Raw genomic sequence first — 19,225 nt, 5'->3', positions numbered from 1 at the left:
GAGAGCAACTCCCAAGACCTTACTTATCTTTCATCAAATCTAGCAAACGATCTTCCATGAGTTTGGCAACGTGCTGGTCTCGACAAATAACCAATAAGGTATTGGCACCAGCAACTGTTCCTAAAATCCATTCATCCTTGTTTGCATCTACAATATTTGCCAAAACAGAGGCTTCTCCCAGTTTGGTATGAAGCACCAAGGTAAACTCTGCTCTTGCAACACCTTCTAAATGATGAGACAAAAATTCCACCAAATCAATCTTTTCTGTCTCATTTGCTAGTACATAATACACCATATCATTTTTCTTGACCTTGGTCAAGCCGATTTCGCGCAAATCACGAGACAGGGTTGTCTGCGTTACAAAAACATTGTGCGCCTCCAACCGATCTTGAATTTCTTTTTGTGTACTTAATTTCTCCTCAGTAATCATTTTTTTTATTAACTGATGACGATCTCTTTTTCTCATAAAATCCTCTTATATGCATATTTATAACTAATTTTATAACTATATTATACCAAAAAAACAGGAGATTTCAAAAATTTTTTCTTCTTTCTTTAAAATTGTGATAAAATAGTAGAAAAGTCCAAAAAGGAGCTCTTAATGAATACAAAAGAATTGATTGCTAGCGAGTTGGCTAGCGTCATTGATAGCCTGGACCAAGAGGCTATTTTAAATTTACTGGAAACCCCTAAAAACTCAGAAATGGGAGACATCGCTTTCCCTGCTTTTTCTCTTGCAAAAGTCGAACGTAAAGCACCTCAAATGATTGCTGCTGAACTGGCTGAAAAAATTAACAGCCAAGCCTTTGAAAAGGTTGTCGCAACAGGACCTTACGTTAACTTTTTCCTTGATAAATCTGCCATTTCTGCTCAATTATTGCAAGCTGTTATCACTCAAAAAGAACACTATGCTGACCAACATATTGGCAAGCAAGAAAATGTTGTGATCGACATGTCTAGTCCTAATATCGCTAAACCATTTTCTATTGGTCATCTACGTTCAACTGTTATCGGAGATAGCTTGTCACATATTTTCCAAAAAATCGGTTATCAAACCGTCAAGGTCAACCATTTGGGAGACTGGGGTAAACAGTTTGGGATGTTGATTGTTGCCTACAAAAAATGGGGCGACGAAGAAGCTGTAAAAGCTCATCCAATCGATGAACTTCTTAAACTCTATGTCCGCATCAACGCTGAAGCTGAAAATGACCCTAGCTTGGATGAAGAAGCACGCGAATGGTTCCGTAAACTTGAAAATGGAGACGAGGAAGCTCTCGCTCTTTGGCAATGGTTCCGTGATGAAAGTTTAGTGGAATTTAACCGCCTTTACAATGAACTGAAGGTTGAATTTGACAGCTACAATGGAGAAGCCTTCTACAACGATAAGATGGATGCAGTTGTAGACATTCTTTCTGAAAAAGGCCTTCTTGTTGAATCAGAAGGTGCCCAAGTTGTCAACCTTGAGAAATATGGAATTGAACATCCAGCCCTCATCAAGAAATCCGATGGTGCAACTCTCTATATCACACGTGACTTGGCTGCAGCCCTTTACCGTAAAAATGAATACCAATTTGCCAAATCTATCTATGTCGTTGGCCAAGAACAATCTGCCCACTTTAAACAGCTCAAAGCCGTCTTGCAAGAGATGGGCTACGACTGGAGTAACGATATTACTCACGTTCCTTTTGGTTTAGTTACAAAAGAAGGAAAAAAACTCTCTACTCGTAAAGGGAATGTCATCTTGCTAGAGCCTACTGTTGCAGAGGCCGTTAGTCGTGCCAAAGCCCAAATCGAGGCTAAAAATCCTGAATTGGAAAACAAAGACCAAGTAGCGCATGCTGTTGGGGTTGGAGCCATTAAATTCTATGACCTCAAAACCGACCGTACAAATGGATACGACTTCGACCTAGAAGCTATGGTATCCTTCGAGGGGGAAACTGGCCCTTATGTTCAATATGCCTACGCTCGTATCCAATCTATCTTACGTAAAGCAGACTTCAAACCAGAAACAGCTGGTAACTATAGCTTGAATGATGCTGAAAGTTGGGAAATCATCAAACTCATCCAAGACTTCCCACGTATTATCAACCGTGCGGCGGATAACTTTGAACCTTCTATCATTGCTAAATTTGCAATTAGCCTGGCTCAAGCCTTTAACAAATACTATGCACATACACGTATCCTAGACGAAAATCCTGAGCGCGACAGCCGTCTAGCCCTCAGCTACGCAACCGCAGTCGTTCTCAAAGAAGCCCTTCGCTTGCTTGGAGTAGATGCGCCAGAGAAGATGTAAATCGCCAAAGTTACTTGATTGCGGAGCAATCTAAGTAACTAACGCCAAATCCTATTCGGACTTTGGCTAGGCGCTTCACTAGTTTTAGGACATAAATATGATCGATTTATGTCCTAAAACGTCGTAACCTTAAAGTTATTGGAACTAAAGCTCCTAATTGCTAGACGCTAGACGCTTATATGCGGACTAGCTAACTACTTCACTAATTCACCTAACCAAATAATATCGATTTGGTTAGGCTCATGTCGTAATTTTTTAAATCACTTGATTGCAAAGCAGTCTAAGTAACGAATGTCAAATCCTATCAGGTATTTGGCTAGGCGCTTCATTAGTAAAGGCACATAAAAATTATCGATTTATGTTTCTTTACGTCGTAACCAGAGACACTTGCCTAAACGCCTCACTAATTCACCTAACCAAATAATATCGATTTGGTTAGGCTCATGTCGTAATCTTTTAATCACTTTATTGTAAAGTAGTCTAAGTAACGAATGCCAAATCCTATCAGGTATTTGGCTAGGTGCTTCACTAGTCATGGCCCCTAAATATAATCGATTTAGAGAACATGACGTCATAACTATGGTGATTTGGTTAGGCGCCTCACTAATTCAATCTACTCACTACTACTTCTTTATCATACAGGGAGATATCCTATGAGCCAATATGCTTATATCCTCGTTGTGATTAGCTTGGTTTTCCTTTTTCTGCTTAATAAGTACGAGAAGGAGAGACTGCAAAAACTCTACCAAGAACAACTTTTAAAGGATGAAACATTTAGGTCTGACATCAAAGAGAAAATTCACACAACCGAAAATATCAATGATGTCATTGCTTACATCAATAAAACTTATCATCTAGGAATGTTGCTATCAAAAGACATTACAGATCAATTGAAATAATCAAAAACCGAGAAGAAAGCTTCTCGGTTTTTTTAGGGCATAATTTTTATCTTCCAACTATAGCAAATAACATTTATATTAAAAATTTTATAGGTAATTTTCATCTTTGCTATAGAGGGGGATATAATAAGTTCTTTCTTCTAATGATTGAAAGATTGGTTTCAGCTTAACTTTCCAATTCATACAAATCTGCGATAATCGCTGCGACACGTTTGATATCTTCCAGCATGCCTCGCATTTCAAAGTCAGCCAAGACAGGGAAACCAAAACGTTGACTGTATTGCTTGGCTGTCAGGCAGTATTGGTTATTAAAGTTACGATTTCCTGAACCAACCACACCAAAACACTTACTAGCATTGTCACCATAGGCGATAAAATCTCCCACTGGTGTCGTCAAAATCTCGACATCTCCGTTATCCACGCCATTCCCACCTTCTAGGTAAGTCGGCAAAAAAGCAACATAGGGATGGTCCATTTCATAGAAATCTTGGCCTTCTTTGACCAAATCCTTGATATGAATCTTTTGAACCTCAATTCCCTCGTACTGGGACAAGAGATAGTCTTTCAAGCGCGTCACAAAACTCTCCGTATTTCCGCTCAGACTGATGTAGACCAAGGAAACTTTTTTCATGTTCTCCTCCTTTTTTTAAATCATAAAAAATAACTACCAAGATTGTATCTTGATAGTTATGCTTTGTCAACTCTTAGGCAAGTTCTTCCTCTTCTTGAGTTTCTGTCAATTCTTTTTGCTGACGCCACATTTTATAGAAGACGATTGCTAGGAAGATAACATTGAGTACGATCCCAAAAATAGCAGAACCTTTGGCACCAAGCTCCGCTCCCATACGGATGTTAGGGTCTGTAAAAAGTGAAACCGCATCCTGAACGCCGATAAAGTTGTAGATAGAACCAACGATGGCAACGAAGACATAAGCAAGATAAGTGTAGTTAGCCAATTGGATGTTTTTACGAACAAGGAAAACCAGAGACACAACCACCAGAATAACAGATAAGACAACCAAGAGAATGTTGAAGATAGAATGACCATGCTCCGATACCTTAATGGTGTAAGCAACGAGCTCCTTAGCATAAGTAGCATTAACACCTGATGCTGATGTTTCTAGATTGTTCATACCCTCCGCAGTAGGTACTGGAGATATGATTCCAAATAGTGACATTGCTGAGAGTAAGGCTGAAAAAATCAGTAATACCCATAGATAGATTGGTTTCTTTTTCATAATAGAACCTCCTGATATTATTATCGATATTATAGCACTTTTTGTAAAGGGATACAAATATTATAGTGTGGTTTCCACCTGTTTTCGGTAGGCTTTTGGCGATTTTCCGCACAATTTTCGGAACACTTTATAGAAATATCCAACATTACTGTAACCAACAGCATAACAAATATCTTCAATACTGTCACTAGTTGAAAGCAAGAGCTGCTGGGCAGCCTTAATGCGTTGTTTATTTAGTAACTCTGCGAAGGTCGAATTGGTTTCACGCTTAATCAACTGTCCCAGATAAACAGGATTGATAAAGAGATCCTTACTGATATCCTTGAGAGAAAGTTCTTTCTGATAATCACGCCCAATGACTTCTAGCACACTAATCACATTTTCATTCATCCGATATTGTCCAAAGAATCGAGTCAGAGTTTCCTTGATATAAGGAACCAATTCATCGAAGGTTTGAATAGCATGAATCGTTTTGACAATATCCGTCAAATCATCAGCTTTGAGATGCTCAAATAAATGGAAGACATCCATGACAAACTGGATAAAAAGCTGTTTGGTAATCGGAACACGCGGCGTATTTTCAAGAACCACCTTCTCCAAAAGGTTCAACTCTTCCACGATTTGATTGAGATTTCCCTGAATGATAACCCTATAAATCGGTTCGTAATAGGCAAAGAGACTCTCAGACTGTTTTAGATTTACAGAACCGTAAAAGAGGGCTTTCTCAGCATTCAGCTTCCAGCGTTCAAAGTGTTCTTGATAAGGAGCTTCAAAGGGAGTAACGACTAAACCATCTAGGACTTGATCAGAAATAAAAATCTGCCAGTCTTGACCCAAGACATAGTAGGGAATGGTGAAGGAGCCTTGTTTTTCCTTAGCTAGGCCTATCCACCAATTCTCCTCACCTCCTAGATAACTAACAAATCCAGCCTCGTCTAAATCTTGACTGAGGGTCTGACTTTTCTTCCCTCTCTCGCCGAGCTGACCTGCAATCTTCTCCAGCAGATTTCCCAACTCTACCTTATCAACAGGTTTGACCAGATAGTCCACCACACTAAGGTTCATTGCTCTTTTGACATAATCAAACTCCTGATAACCTGAGAGCAGGATATAGGCAGCATCTGGTAAAATCTCTTTCATTTCCCGAATCATATCAAGCCCTGTTTTGTCGGGCATATTAACATCTGAAATGATGACATCAACAAGATTTTCCTGAACATATTCTAGGGCTTCATCGGCATGACTGGCTGTTGCGACGACCTCCATATCCCACTTATCAAAGGGAATCAAACGTTTCAGACCTTCTGTCACCATGTACTCATCATCTACTAATAATACTTTATACATTTTCTCCCTTTCTACTCATCTTGAATTGTAATACGATACTGAACACCTGCTTGCTCTGCAGACTCTATAGTAATAGCATAGCGATCCCCAAAATAGAGCACAAAACGCTCATGGACATTGACAATCCCGATAGACTGCTTTTGTTCACTGTAACTGGCTTGGTGTTCAAAATGTCTCTGACTTAACTTTTCTCGAATACTTGTCAGTTTTTCAGCCGACATACCACGGCCATTATCTACCACTAAAATTTCCACAAAACCATCCTGTTTAAGCGCCTTGATGCTAATCACATTATCTGTCCGTCTGTGGTCAACACCATGCGCGAAATAATTTTCTACTAGCGGTTGCAAAGTAAACTTGGGAATCTTCATATTCTCTAACTCTGGATCTATCTTGAAACCATAGGCAATGGACTTGGGATAGCGAACCATGCAGAGATAGCTGTATTTACGACAAAATTCTAATTCCTGTTTGAGAAGAGTCTCTCTTTCGTCGGAAATATTGTTACGCAAGAGACTACTGAATTCATAAATGATATCTGCTAACTCATCTTGACTTTGCATGACTGCGTACATACGCAAGAACTCCAGAGTATTGTACATGAAGTGAGGGTTGATTTGCGCCTGCAAGGCCCGCATATTGGCATCTTTTTGACTAAGCTCTAACTGGTAAATATCATGGATATTCTTTTCCAAGCGATCCAACATATCATTAGTGGTCTCTGCGATTAAGAGCAATTCCTGATCCTTTTCAAGCGTATCGATGCGAAGACCTTCTTGCCCTTGGGCAATAGCTTGGATGGAATCCACCAGATCCACTACCTGCTTTTGATAATTAGCAAAGGTCTGCCTCAACGTCAGATAGAGAATGACAATAAAGAGAAGGCTCAAGCCTACAATCAAAGCAGAGCTGGTCACCGTTCCTTGTAAAACAAAATTTTTGGGAACTGCCACCTGAACCTGATAGCCATGAGAGGTCACACCAACAAACCAGTTCTCATGTTCCCTATTGACCCTCTCACCAATATGAAAAATTTCCGTATCAAATGGTGATGTCACAGTAACAGCCATCGGAATATGACCTCGGGTATTGTCAATGGCATGATATAAAACTTCTGGATCCAAGGAGATGTAAATCACTCCTATAGATTGATCCGTTGCTGGGTCCAGAACTGGAATGCCAAAACTATTGGCCTCCGGTTTAAAGGCTTCAGCTGGCAAGACATGACCACTTCTTTTATCCCTGGTTGAAACATAAACTTCTTTAAAATCCTGCAAGACTATTGCAACACCCGTTATAGAGTCATTTTGGACATAAAGATCATCAATATTTTCATACAGAGAAATAGAAGTTGACGAAGTTGCTTGATGCTCCAACAGCCAATAAAAATACTCAGAAGTTGACAGGCTAAAGTACTTATAAACCCCTTGTATCCGGTCTTGATTGGCTACTAAATCTTGCGCTAGTTGGGCTGACTCCCGATAATAATACTCCACCTCATCAACTGTTCGAGTGGTTACACGTTGGGCTACTCTTTGAGCTTCCTTTTCCCGTGAATCCCAGTCAGCGTAAGAGAGTAAGATTGCAAAACTCGCAATAATAATCATCATAACTGAACTGTAGGTTCTCAGAAGCGTATGTAGCCAAAACTGCTTCATTCTATTTTGTCGCCAATTTTTCATGGATGCTTTCATAGACAGGTTCCAACATATCACTGATAAAGAAATGCCACATCCCAATTCCTACAAAGAAGAGCAGAGCAGGCATATAGTAACCAATTGCCACAAGTAACATTGTCCCAAGGAGAACCTTGGCCACAGCTGCTAGGCTCATAAAGATGCCAATCAAGGATAGTTTGAGGCTATTTCGATAGGACAAGTCAAAATAAACTTGTAATTTCAAAGACACTGTATAGGCCAAAAAGAGCAGGGCGACTACTAGGACATTCAAAAAGGTAGCAATCAAATGAATGATGGTTTGATGAGGCAATTGCACCAAGAGATACAAGCCATAGATTAAAACTAGATCCACCCCTAAAAAGCTATAGAAAACCAGGTTGCTTGAGACAAAATTTTGCTTGTAAAGAGACCAAGCCTCCTTCAAACTGTATTCCCGAAAGCTATAACCATGTTCTGCATATAGGCTCATCAAGGTGGCACTAGCTGGCGCTAGACCAAGAATAATCCCTCCTGCTAAGGTTAATAGCCAAAAGAAGGCTGTCGCAATCATCCCTAAAAAGAAACGATTAAAGACAAAGTCTAAAAATCTACCCATGATATCCCCCTAAAAATAACTATGAAACTATTATATCATATTTCAAGCGTTTTCAAAAACATAGACTATCCATTTACAATCCCACCAAACCGTGGTACAATGAGAATTGTGAGAAAATTATCAGGAGACAATTCATGAAAAAATCTATCTTAACTACACTGCTCTTTGCAGTTCTTTACTTCCTCTGCATGGGGATTGGTGTCCTTTTGGGCAATCTCCTTGACCAAACTGGAAACATGTTTTATGCACCTGCCTTTACTGCCCTTGTCGGCGGTAGCGTCTATATGATTCTAGTCGCAAAAGTTCCGCGCTTTGGAGCCATTACCACTATCGGCCTTGTCATCGCCCTCTTTTTCTTGGGGAGCAAACACGGTGCCGGTGCCTTCCTTCCTGGAATTATCTGTGGCCTCCTAGCAGATGGAGTAGCTCATTTAGGAAAATACAAGGACCAAACAAAAAATTTGCTTTCTTTCATTATTTTCGCCTTTAGCTCAACTGGCCCAATCTTACTCATGTGGATTGCTCCCAAAGCCTATATGGCAACCCTTCTAGCAAGAGGAAAATCCCAAGAATATATCGACCGTATCATGGTCGCACCAAACCCTGGAACCGTCCTTCTATTTATCGTAAGTATTATCATCGGAGCCCTAGTTGGTGCCTTGATTGGACAAGCCTTGAGTAAAAAATTTGCACAGAAAATCTGATAAATAAAAAGAGCCAGGCGGCTCTTTTTTATTTATGACTCAAGACTTAGTCAAGAAGATTTTTCTAGTAATCCTGAGCTTTCTAGGTTAAAATTTTTTACCTGAAAAACTTCTTTTTTCTAACGATAAAATGAACCCTATCACACTCCCTGCTAAAAAGACCCACCAACAAATCCTGATATCTTGTAAAGCTAAGAAGGAAAATACAGACATCCCCAAGGGTAATGTTAAGGAAAAAATCATACTCAAGAGATTATTACTTCGAGCTAATACATCCGCGCTCAAATTAGACAGTAACAGAGTATCTAATTTAGGCATTGATTTCGACATCAAATACATGACAAAAGCTAAGCAAGCAACACCTACTAGAGGAGAAAAATCTAAAATATTAGCAGTAGCAAGCAAGACAAACAGAATTGCATTGAGCGATAACAAACTTGAAAACGACAATTTTCCAAAATAATCATGGGGAGTTAGGCTACCAAGAATAGCTCCTCCCAAGCTGACACATTCAATTAAAAATAGGGCTTGAGCATAGCTGAGATGGTAGATAGTATGGTCTAATAAGTAAAAGTGATAAATACCTCCAACAGCTCCTCCCAAAGTATTCATTACCAAAATGACAAGGATCATTTTAAACAATGATTTACTTTCTCTCTGCCTAAAGATATCATCCATGTCCGCATAGATTGCCTTAACTTGTTGAAGTAAACTAATCGACTCATTCTCTACCGTTACAGACAAGTGCGTCAGTTCTCTTCTATTTTTGAACAAAATAAGAGAAGATAGCAAAAAGAAACCAGCATTCACAATTGCAACAAAAGAAAAATTTTGATGGCTGGTTGTGAGTAACCACACTCCTAAGGCTTGACCTCCTAGATTTGATAAATAGGAAACAAACTGAGTAAAGGAATAAGCTTCATAGAGCTTATTTTCCGAAATATTATGCTGGATAATCGGCATACGAAGGCCTGCTGTATAATCTGATAAAATATCCGAACAGATATTAACCATACAGATAAAAGCAAACGTTACGAAGTTCTGGTCATGAATCACACTAGCAATCAAAAGAAATAGTAGACTTTGCACACAACCAACCCAGATAATTGTTCCTGCTTTATTTCGAGTATGATCAGCCTTAATCCCAACATAAAAAGTAAATAGGAAAGGTAAAATCGTAATTATATTCGCCATAAATACAGCTATATTTTTAAAGGGTAGACTCGCAGCGTAAACGATAAATACCAGATTATAAATATAAGCTCCACTTGAGCTCAAAAACCTTGATAAGGTCAGTATTCTAAATAAATGATGTCTTAAGAATAGTTTCATAACAGGCCTTTCTCACATTTCAAAGAGTATTCTATTGAATCCAGTCTAACAAAAAAAGCGGGACTCCCCACTTTTTTGTAATATATTTTTTCTGCAAATAGAAACTCTAGAGCCTAGAAACTACTAATTATCAATCCACCTACAAGCCTATTTATTTTTCGTCAATCGATGTAATGAGAATATATTACAAATCTTCATTTGAGAGCTGATTTGCAAAATAGTTTTCATAATATCTTGCACCATCTACATATTCTAAATCTTGTAAGATTGCAATGCCTCTCTGGATTTTTTCAAGACCCTTATTTTTTACATTAAAAATAGTATCATAATACCCTTTAGCAATCATATAAATGATTTTAAGATAAGCTTGAGATTCTGGCAATTCTCGTTTTTCAATCTGAAAAACAAAATAGTCTGCTTTTAATTTATCCTTTTCCTCTATCGCTTTAAAGAGTCCATTAATTAAAATGGTGTCAATACCGACTTTGTTACTAGGTAAAGAGCCTAATAAATCCGTCTTTTGTAACATCTCCCTAGAATATTTAAAATAGAGGGGCAGAGGGAACAAAGTAGAAATCGTTGAAAATAGTTCTAATTCATAATTTCCCCAGATATCAATAGTAAAAAAATAGTCATAGAGAAAAGTCAGTTCTTCATCCGTTGCTCGTATTTCTGAATCAAAAAACACAAGAAGGCTTTTGATACGAATCATTTGTAAAAGATAGCTTGTTTTAGCACTTGATCTGTACTTTTTAGTCGTCTCTTCATACAAGGATTGGAGAGAATCAATCCCTTCTCTGTCATATAGTTCCCAGAGATTTTCTTGAAAAGCCAAAATCTGTTTCTGAGAAAAACCACGTACCAAGTACATAAATTCGTTCAAATCAGAGTGGATGTTATCTAAGGCAGTAATCAATTTCATAGATGATAAGTCTGCTTCTCCACGCTCAAATTTGCTCAGCATGGAATAAGTAAACTCTCCTCCCGTCGCCTCCTGTAGAGATATATTCCGACTCTTTCTCAATTCTTTAAAAACTTCTCCCAGATTTTGCATATTGACTCCCCACAATTCTTAACTCTCTTACTCTTAAAAGTAACGGTTGATAGCAACTAGTACAGAGAATTTTAAGTCTTGACTATAACGACAACTCCTATGAATTGATGTACAGATGGCCTAGCTCTTTTTTATTTATGGCTCAATTTCTTGGTCAAGAAATCTCCCAAGAATTGGATTGCAAAGATGATCAAAATGATAATGATGGTTGCCAAAATGGTCACATCGTGATTGTAGCGGTTAAATCCATAAGCAATGGCTACGTTACCGATACCGCCAGCTCCAACCGCACCGGCCATAGCTGTTTCACCAACAAGTGAAATCAAGGTCACAGTCGTCACACGAATCAAATCTGGGAGGCCTTCTGATAGGTAAACACCTACGATATCCCAGAAGGTCGCTCCGCTAGCTTGAGCTGCCTCAATGACACCACCATCTAGCTCAGCCAATACCACCTGTACTTGACGGGCAAAGAAGGCAAAGACTGCAAAAGATAGGGGTACGATAGCCGCATTTGGACCAATGCTTGTTCCTACGATTAGATGTGAGAAGGGTGACAAGACTGCCAAGAGAATGATAAATGGCACCGCACGGAAAATAGAGGTAATCTTGTCTAAAATCCAGAAGACGACCTTATTTTCCAAGACACCACCCGGCGCTGTCAAGACAAGGAAAAGACCCGCCACTAGACCCAAGAAACCTCCGATGATGAAGGAAAGAACTGTCATATAGAGGGTTAGGTAGATGGCTGTTCCCCAGCCTGCCTGACCAGCCCAGCCCATCTTATAGACATTTGGCAAATAGGTTTGAATCAATGATTCCATCTTACTGTCCTCCCTTCAATACTTTTAGCTGTACGCCTGCTTGACGAATGGCTTCTTGGGCACCTGCCAACGCTGCTTTTTCACCTGACAAGACCACCACCAATTCTCCAACAGGAGTACCATCGAGGATTTCGATATTTCCATAGAGGATATTAGCTGTTACTTGGTAATGCTTGTACAATTCATTCAAAAGTGGCTCGTCTGTTGAAGCACCCGCATACTTGAGCTGCACCAAGAGACTGTTTTCTGACAGATGTTCCACGATTTCTTGCTTCTCAATTTTGACCATAGCTTCATCAATGCCTGTGGCTGTTGAGATAAAGTCTTGAGTCAAAGGCTGTTTAGGATCTGAGAAGATTTCAAGGACGCTGCCCTCTTCAATCAAATGCCCATCCTGCATGACTGCCACACGATTGGCAATGTCTTTGACAATCTGCATTTCATGCGTAATCAAGACAACAGTCAAGCCTAATTTTTGGTTCAAATCTTGCAACAAGGCCAAAATCTGCTTGGTTGTCTTAGGATCAAGGGCAGAAGTTGACTCATCTGAAATCAAGATTTTTGGATCATTTGCCAAGGCACGCGCAATGGCTACACGCTGTTTTTGCCCTCCAGATAGTTGTGAAGGGTAGTTTTCAGCACGGTCTGCCAAGCCAACCAAGTCCAACAACTTGGCTACTTTAGCCTTCTTTTCTTCCTTGCTGAGTCCAGAATGTTTGAGGGCAAAGACTACATTCTCCTCTGCTGTCTTTTGGCTCATCAGGTTAAAATGCTGGAAAATCATCCCAATATCTTGACGTTTACGACGCAACTGTTCTGCCGTCAAAGTCACCTTGCCATCAAAAATCACATCATCGTCAATGGTGATTTTCCCTGCAGATGGTTTTTGCAAGAGATTAATCACCCGTACAAGGGTTGATTTCCCTGCTCCAGAATATCCAACGATTCCGTAGATATCCCCTTCTTGGATGTGAATGGTCACATCCTTGACCGCTGTGATGGTTCTCTTCTTTTGGTGAAAAGTCACATCGATCTGATCTAACTTGATAATATCTCTACTCATAGCTTCTAATCAGCTCCTCTACTAATTCAATATGGGTGTAGTAATCGGCGATTCGCACATTTTCATCTCCACCGTGGTCTCGGCTATTGGCATTTCCTAGACCAAAGGCCACCATAGGTACCTCTAGGGCATCAAAGACCGTATGCATAGGCCCTGTCCCAGCTGTCGTCGGCAAGACTGATACGCCCTGTGGATAGAATTTCTTGGCCAACTCGATTACATTGAGAATGGCTGGTGCGCTCATATCGCTTCGATAGCTCATCTCTCCCAAGGTATAGTATAATTCTACCTTATCAAAGCCATTTTTGTCTAGCTGTTTCCGAATTTTTTCCAGAACATCATGCGGTTCTAAGCCAGGAACCAAACGAACTTCTAACTTAGCACTGGCTTCTGCTGGCAAAATCGTTTTGACCCCTTGCCCTTGATAACCCGACTGAATCCCTTCAATATTAAGGGCTGGTTCAAAAAAGAAACGTTTTAGGAAGGCTGCACGATCCTCTTGTAAGAGAGGCAATTCCAAACCATAAATCTGGCTGATTTCCCCTGGATTTCGTTGAGCGTAGGTATCCACCAAGGCCAATTCCCGTTCGTTTGGCTCTTGTACTTCTTCGTACAAACCTTCAACCAAGATACGGCCATCTGCAGCGCGAAGAGACTGTAGGGCTTGAAGGAGATACCAAGGAGCTGATTCCACAACCCCACCATAACTAGAGTGGATATCCACATCAGCACTTTTTACCTTGGCATCAAAGGTCACAATCCCCTTATTTCCGCCAGAAATTTCTAACTGTTCCAAGGCATTTTTAGTTCCTTGTTCCCAGACCAACAAATCCGCCCCACGGAGTTTGTCTGCGTGTTTTTCCAGATACTTATCTAGGTCTGTTGAAGCCGATTCCTCCGCTCCTTCCATGATAAAACTGATATTGACAGGCAAATCATCATGGTGCTGCATATATTTTCTCAAAGCACTCAAACGAGCTGTGATATGGCCCTTGTCATCGTCAACCCCACGCCCATACATAAAGCCATTGCGGACCGAAAGAGTAAAGGGATCCTCTGTCCACACCTGATCTCCGTCCGCTGGCACAGTGTCATAGTGGTTATAGAAAATCAAGGTCTTGGCATCTGGACGTGAACTCTTGAAATGCGCCATGACAAAGGGCGCCGTATAAGTCTCATCAATCTCCACTTCAGCCCCAACACGCTTGAAAATCTCACCCAGATAATTGGCGACTTCCTTAAGTCCGACCTGTTGGGCAAAGACCGATTTCTTAGAAATCAAGGTACGCAAAACCTCAAAATAATGCTGGGCTACATGATCCTTTTCAAATTTTTCAATCTGTTCTTGTTCGCTAGGAAAAACCATATTCTCTCTACCTTTCTATGAACTACTCTTCCTGACAATCCATGCTCTATACAAAAGCAAGAGGTGGAATTTTCTCTCCCACCTCCCTATTTCTTATTACCAAACTGGTTGATCCAAACCGTCTGATGTTTCTTCGATAACTTTTTTCACTTCATCTGTATGGTAAGCTGCAACAACTTTCTTGATAGCATCAGCCTTAGGTGATGATTCCCAATCTTTTTTCGCAACAATGATGTTGTACCATTGTTTTGAGTTTTCATCAGCTTGTTCTTTGAAGAGTGCTTTCTTGTAGTCCAATTTTGCTTCTGTAACGAAGGTATTGTTTACAACGGCAGCGTCAACTGATGACAATGAACGAGCTGTTTGGCTAGCGTCCAATTCAGTGATTTTCAAGTTCTTTGGATTTTCTTTGATGTTAGCAACTGTTGCAAGAGCAGTTCCTGAAACATCCAATTTAATCAAGCCAGCTGATTGAAGCAAGTAAAGCGCACGGCTTTCGTTTGTAGCATCGTTCGGTACAGCGATTTCTCCGTTTGCTGGGATGTCTTCTACTTTAGTGTACTTGTTGTCACTTCCATTCAAACCTGAGTAAAGGCGGATTGGAGAGATGTAAGTATCTGCAATCGCTACAAGGTCTTTTCCGTTTTCTTTGTTCCAGTTGTTCAAGAAGTTATAGTGTTGGAAAGCGTTCAAGTCTACTTCGCCATCAGCAGTTGCTTTGTTTGGTTGTGAGTAGTCTGTGAACTCTGTAAATTCCAAAGTGATACCGTCTTTTTTAACCAATTCTTGGATTTTGTCCCAACGTTTTTCTTCAGAACCGCTACGGTTAACAGTTGCGATTTTGATAGTTGTTGCATTGTCTGCTTTCTTTTCTGAGTTTCCGCAAGCTGCAAGAGCCAAACCTGCGACTGTAGCAAGGGCTGCTACACCAAGCCATTTTTTAATTTTCATGATTCTTTCTCCTTAAAAATAATACCGTACTAGTATCTCACAATTTGTTTGATTTCACAAATTGTTATTATGTAGTCAGATATATAGTTTAAAACTATATCCCTAAAAACTGAGAAATCATCCACCTTATGCAGAATGGATGATTTCACAAAATTATTTAATATCAGCTTCTGCTGGTAGGTAAGTGTCTCCGAAGAATTGTTTAGACAACTTTTCAAGCGTTCCGTCTTTGTAGAGTTCTTGGATACGTTTGTCTACAAATGATTTCAACTCATCTTGACCTTTAGCAAGAAGTGGGTAAACGTAAGGTTGTTGGTCGCTTGGAAGTTCAATAACTTTCAAGTTGTCCAAACCTTGGTCTTTGATGACTGTTTCAACACCGATTTTATCAAAAATCTTGTAGTCAAACTGGCCATCGCTCAAGCGTCCCATGATTTGTTGGAAGTCCGCTTTAGTATACTTTAGGACAGTTGGATTATCTGAATGTTGTTTGTTGTAGTCTTCTAGCTGTTTAGCAGATGTTGTCCCTTGAACAACTTCTGTTGATTTTCCACCGATATCATCAAGCGATTTGATGCTAGGGTCATCTTTTTTCACTACAAGAACGTTAGGGTTTTTAGCAGTTGGGGCTGCATAAAGGTATTTTTCAGCACGTTCTTTAGTGTAGCTGATGTTGCTAACAGCCATATTGTAACGGTCAGCATCAAGTCCTGCAAAGACTCCTGACCACTCTGTCTTCTCAAACTTGACATCATACTTGTCAGAGTCTTTAAAGATAGCGCGAACCACTTCAATTTCGTAACCAGTCAATTCGCCATTTTCTTCATAGTTGAATGGTTTTGGTGTAGCATTAGTTGCAACGATAATTTCTTTCTTGCTAGCTGCTTCTCCTTCTTTCTTAGCACCACCTGAGCAAGCTGCTAACACACCTGCAGCAACAAGCCCTAGGGCAGCAAGAGATGAGTATTTAACGATTTTTTTCATGTCATTTCCTCCAAAATAGAATACCTTATTATCTTATCAGAAAAAAAGTAATTATGCCATTATATAATATTTATCTCTGTGATAGATTTTCTTTATGGCTAATTTATACTCAATGAAAATCAAAGAGCAAACTAGGAAGCTAGCCGCAAGCTGTACTTGAGTACGGTAAGGCGACGCTGACGTGGTTTGAATTTGATTTTCGAAGAGTATTAAAAGACCAAACGCAAGACTGCAATCAGGACAACTCCAAAGAGAACCGTTCCGACTAGATTGCGGTAACGAAAGGCTACCCAAGCTGTTGGAAAGACTGCTAAAAAGTCCAACCATTTGATTTGAGGAAAACTGCCAACCTTGCCTGTCACTACACTTGAAAGAATCAAGGCAAAGATAATGGAAACGGGCAAGAACTTCAAAAAACGCTCAACGATTGCAGGCAGGCCCTTATACTTGACCAAGATGAAGGGAATCATACGGGGAATCCAGGTCACCAAGCCAGAGAAAATAACTGCTAATAAAAGATACTTACTGACCATCTAAAACCACCCCCATGCTACAACCAAGTAGCGTCGCAAACAGAACAGCTAGTGACTGAGACACCACTGTCAAGAGTAAAAAGAAGGACACCGCAACAACTGCTAGGATAATGAGCAGATTGCGGACAGGAATCCGTCTTTGCATAATCTGGAATTGCGAAGCAAAAATCCCGATGAACATCCCAACCAAGGCAAAATCTAATCCAAAGATTTCTGGATTTGGTAGCAGGCCACCCAGAGCCGTTCCGACAACTGTTCCCACAAACCAAGCCACATAGCTGTTGAGATTGTTTCCGTGCATCCACATAGGATTGACCTTGTCTGTATGGGCTAACTCGCCCATCAAAACGCCATAAGTCTCATCCGTCAAGAGACTAGACATACCGATATTTTGCCAGAGACTGGTATGACGGAAATAAGTCGATGCGTGTAAACTCAACAAAAAGAGACGCAAATTGATTAAAAAAACCGTCATAGCAATAGCTGCAACAGGAGCTTGAACCGCAATCAGTGCCAGCATGGCAAACTGGGCGCTTCCAGCATAAACAAAGAGGCTCATCAAGCCCATCTCAACAGGTGTCACATAGGGCGCACCAATAATCCCACAGGCCAAGCCAATACTGACATAACCAAGGGCCGTTGGCATGGCTGCCTGCGCCCCCTCCCAAAATCCTTTTTCTTTCATCCTTCTCCTCATATTCTCTCCAATTGAGGCTGTTCATCATCACAGCCACAGCACGGACTATTATAACATATTCAAAGAAGAGAAAAAAGTTTCGGATTCGAAACCTATTGCCAGAAAAAGTGCTGAAGAGGAAGCATCATGGATACATGAGAAATTGATCCACTCGGATAGCATACTTATCGGTTTCTGTTTCTGTAGCATATTTATTTTCTGTTGGATAGACATCAACCCAGTGTTCCCACTGTTGTCCTTTTAACTTGACCTTGTAGCGATAACCTTCATCATAGATGCCTACTGTCTCAGTTGTCATGGACTGGTAATCTGGGACTTCTTCAAGCTCTTTTTTTACAGTCTGGGATAAGTTATCGAGCAATGCTTGCTGCTCAGCTTTTGAGGTAACGGGAAAATAAGCCGCTACTGTTTCCAAACGATGCGATTTTGAAAATGTAAAGGTCGCTCGGCCTGGATAGCCTTTCAAAGTAATCTGCTCATAGTGATAGAAAAGGCGACCTGTTTTATAGAAATATGGGTCTTCTGCACGCCAAGTGTCGCGATAGGCTGTTTCCTCTTCTTCCTCCACCTCGCTAGCCTTTCCCAATACTTCTTCAAAGGATTTAGGAGACATACCGAACGAAAGGGATTCAAACAAAACCAGTTGTGTCTTTTTGATATTCTGGCAAGCTGGTAAAATCATGAGTAAAGCTCCAAGAGCAAGCAAACTACTGATTATTTTTGTAAATTTCATATTTCTACTATACTAAAAAACTCTATGATTGACAAACTTTGGATTTTCCGATTACATTTTGAGATTTGTTCTCTGAATTTTGAGGAAACAAAGGATTGATCAAAAATTAGTAACAGACAGTCAAAATAAAAAAAGACTGGGAAATCAGTCTCATTTATAATACTTAGCTAGTCAGTTCTTTTGTTTTTATGATTGGCAGAAACTCTAAAACAACAAGGGCAGAATTTGACCAATGCCATTGTAGACTATATGCAGTCCAATAGGCCAATAAATTGACTTTGTCATTCTAAATAAGACTGCAAATATAAGACCTCCACCCATATAGAAGACAAAGTCTGTCAAGACCCAACCGTGATTACTAATGTGCGAGACCCCAAATAAAACAGCGGAACCAAGTACATCTAGCCCCCATTTCTTTCCTTTTTCCAGAGCAGTCATCACTAATCCACGATAAATCATGTCTTCAAAAATGGGACCTGCAATCACAGGATAGAAAAAATACATCAAAAATGCCGTAGCTCCTGTAAAAGTAGGAGCAGCATGTTGATAAGAAATTTCATTTCGAGTAGGTGGGAAAAGAAAAAAGGTGACGAAATTCCAAACAACAAAAGCAAGCAGAGCTAGGAAGGAATAGATAAGATAGGAGCCTTTAAACTTTCTACTGTTGATTTTCTGCCATTTACCTGACCAAACCATAACAATAATAGCAAGCAGAACCACAAGAAAATTCAACATCATATCCGACAAATAATAGGCAAAGTCAGATAGACCAGCAGCAAGGTCGCTGTGTAAGAGCAGACGAATCAAGAACTGGTCAGTAATGACAAGTAGAATAGCTACAAACAAGTAGTAGCGTGAGATTATCTTTTTCATTTTATTTTCTCCTATACTATGAAATAAAGACAGTATAACACGAAAAATGCCCTATTTTAG

20 protein-coding genes are annotated in these 19,225 nt (G+C 40.0%); 3 read left to right on the top strand and 17 right to left on the bottom strand.

From position 1 onward, the window contains the following. Window positions 1-19 precede the first annotated feature (19 nt). Window positions 20-466, bottom strand: a complete 447-nt coding sequence (gene argR, locus QZ565_RS01690) for an arginine repressor (protein WP_001231476.1) — start codon at window positions 464-466, stop codon at window positions 20-22. A gap of 135 nt (window positions 467-601) precedes the next feature. Here argR and argS point away from each other — a divergent pair, with 135 nt between their 5' ends. Together argS and QZ565_RS01680 are read left to right on the top strand one after the other, a co-directional pair. After that, window positions 602-2,293, top strand: a complete 1,692-nt coding sequence (gene argS, locus QZ565_RS01685) for an arginine--tRNA ligase (RefSeq protein ID WP_295524574.1) — start codon at window positions 602-604, stop codon at window positions 2,291-2,293. Window positions 2,294-2,946: 653 nt separating this feature from the next. Next, window positions 2,947-3,192 (top strand): hypothetical protein, encoded by a 246-nt coding sequence (locus QZ565_RS01680; protein WP_042751768.1) that lies wholly within the window; start codon window positions 2,947-2,949, stop codon window positions 3,190-3,192. Between the two features lie 166 nt (window positions 3,193-3,358). On the opposite strand, the gene nrdI is transcribed toward QZ565_RS01680, so the two are convergent. From nrdI to QZ565_RS01655, 5 genes are all read right to left on the bottom strand, one after another. Then, on the bottom strand, window positions 3,359-3,823 hold the full coding sequence (nrdI, locus tag QZ565_RS01675) for a class Ib ribonucleoside-diphosphate reductase assembly flavoprotein NrdI (protein WP_295524572.1): 465 nt from the start codon (window positions 3,821-3,823) through the stop codon (window positions 3,359-3,361). Between the two features lie 73 nt (window positions 3,824-3,896). Then, on the bottom strand, window positions 3,897-4,430 hold the full coding sequence (locus QZ565_RS01670) for an ABC transporter permease (RefSeq protein ID WP_295524570.1): 534 nt from the start codon (window positions 4,428-4,430) through the stop codon (window positions 3,897-3,899). 60 nt (window positions 4,431-4,490) lie between these two features. Continuing rightward, window positions 4,491-5,777, bottom strand: a complete 1,287-nt coding sequence (locus QZ565_RS01665; RefSeq protein ID WP_295524568.1) for a response regulator transcription factor — start codon at window positions 5,775-5,777, stop codon at window positions 4,491-4,493. Between the two features lie 11 nt (window positions 5,778-5,788). Continuing rightward, a complete protein-coding gene (locus QZ565_RS01660) occupies window positions 5,789-7,459 on the bottom strand; it encodes a sensor histidine kinase (protein ID WP_290108879.1) in 1,671 nt (556 codons plus the stop codon). Beyond that, on the bottom strand, window positions 7,437-8,051 hold the full coding sequence (locus QZ565_RS01655) for a YesL family protein (RefSeq protein WP_295524565.1): 615 nt from the start codon (window positions 8,049-8,051) through the stop codon (window positions 7,437-7,439). Before QZ565_RS01655 ends, QZ565_RS01660 begins: the two co-directional genes overlap by 23 nt. Window positions 8,052-8,185: 134 nt before the next feature. On the opposite strand from QZ565_RS01655, the gene QZ565_RS01650 reads away from it, so the two are divergent. Further along, a complete protein-coding gene (locus QZ565_RS01650; protein ID WP_120770816.1) occupies window positions 8,186-8,755 on the top strand; it encodes an MptD family putative ECF transporter S component in 570 nt (189 codons plus the stop codon). 87 nt (window positions 8,756-8,842) lie between these two features. On the opposite strand, the gene QZ565_RS01645 is transcribed toward QZ565_RS01650, so the two are convergent. The 11 genes from QZ565_RS01645 to QZ565_RS01595 all read right to left on the bottom strand — a co-directional run bounded on the left by QZ565_RS01645 (window position 8,843) and on the right by QZ565_RS01595 (window position 19,165). Next, window positions 8,843-10,087 (bottom strand): transporter, encoded by a 1,245-nt coding sequence (locus QZ565_RS01645; protein WP_120770815.1) that lies wholly within the window; start codon window positions 10,085-10,087, stop codon window positions 8,843-8,845. A 184-nt stretch (window positions 10,088-10,271) separates the two neighbouring features. Further along, on the bottom strand, window positions 10,272-10,952 hold the full coding sequence (locus tag QZ565_RS01640; protein WP_295524561.1) for an Rgg/GadR/MutR family transcriptional regulator: 681 nt from the start codon (window positions 10,950-10,952) through the stop codon (window positions 10,272-10,274). A gap of 320 nt (window positions 10,953-11,272) precedes the next feature. Beyond that, window positions 11,273-11,965, bottom strand: coding sequence for a methionine ABC transporter permease (locus QZ565_RS01635; RefSeq protein WP_000444647.1), 693 nt, complete (start codon window positions 11,963-11,965; stop codon window positions 11,273-11,275). A 1-nt stretch (window position 11,966) separates the two neighbouring features. Then, window positions 11,967-13,028 carry a methionine ABC transporter ATP-binding protein gene (locus QZ565_RS01630; RefSeq protein ID WP_070480074.1) on the bottom strand — a complete coding sequence of 354 codons (1,062 nt, stop codon included), beginning with the start codon at window positions 13,026-13,028 and terminating at the stop codon, window positions 11,967-11,969. After that, window positions 13,021-14,394, bottom strand: coding sequence for a M20/M25/M40 family metallo-hydrolase (locus QZ565_RS01625; RefSeq protein WP_000231807.1), 1,374 nt, complete (start codon window positions 14,392-14,394; stop codon window positions 13,021-13,023). The genes QZ565_RS01630 and QZ565_RS01625 overlap by 8 nt, the downstream gene beginning before the upstream one ends. 96 nt (window positions 14,395-14,490) lie before the next feature. Then, window positions 14,491-15,345, bottom strand: a complete 855-nt coding sequence (locus QZ565_RS01620) for a MetQ/NlpA family ABC transporter substrate-binding protein (RefSeq protein WP_020902669.1) — start codon at window positions 15,343-15,345, stop codon at window positions 14,491-14,493. Window positions 15,346-15,498: 153 nt separating this feature from the next. Further along, entirely contained in the window at window positions 15,499-16,329 is an 831-nt protein-coding gene (locus QZ565_RS01615; protein WP_049500712.1) for an amino acid ABC transporter substrate-binding protein, read from the bottom strand. Between the two features lie 209 nt (window positions 16,330-16,538). After that, window positions 16,539-16,862 (bottom strand): AzlD domain-containing protein, encoded by a 324-nt coding sequence (locus tag QZ565_RS01610; RefSeq protein WP_004263021.1) that lies wholly within the window; start codon window positions 16,860-16,862, stop codon window positions 16,539-16,541. Continuing rightward, window positions 16,852-17,547 carry an AzlC family ABC transporter permease gene (locus QZ565_RS01605; RefSeq protein ID WP_000659742.1) on the bottom strand — a complete coding sequence of 232 codons (696 nt, stop codon included), beginning with the start codon at window positions 17,545-17,547 and terminating at the stop codon, window positions 16,852-16,854. The genes QZ565_RS01610 and QZ565_RS01605 overlap by 11 nt, the downstream gene beginning before the upstream one ends. 136 nt (window positions 17,548-17,683) lie before the next feature. Then, window positions 17,684-18,292, bottom strand: a complete 609-nt coding sequence (locus QZ565_RS01600) for a hypothetical protein (protein ID WP_295524551.1) — start codon at window positions 18,290-18,292, stop codon at window positions 17,684-17,686. 204 nt (window positions 18,293-18,496) lie between these two features. After that, window positions 18,497-19,165, bottom strand: a complete 669-nt coding sequence (locus QZ565_RS01595) for a CPBP family intramembrane glutamic endopeptidase (protein ID WP_295524549.1) — start codon at window positions 19,163-19,165, stop codon at window positions 18,497-18,499. Window positions 19,166-19,225 lie beyond the last annotated feature (60 nt).

The organism is uncultured Streptococcus sp. (assembly GCF_915066115.1).
GTDB lineage: Bacteria > Bacillota > Bacilli > Lactobacillales > Streptococcaceae > Streptococcus.
This window is presented reverse-complemented; position numbering and strand designations above follow the sequence as displayed.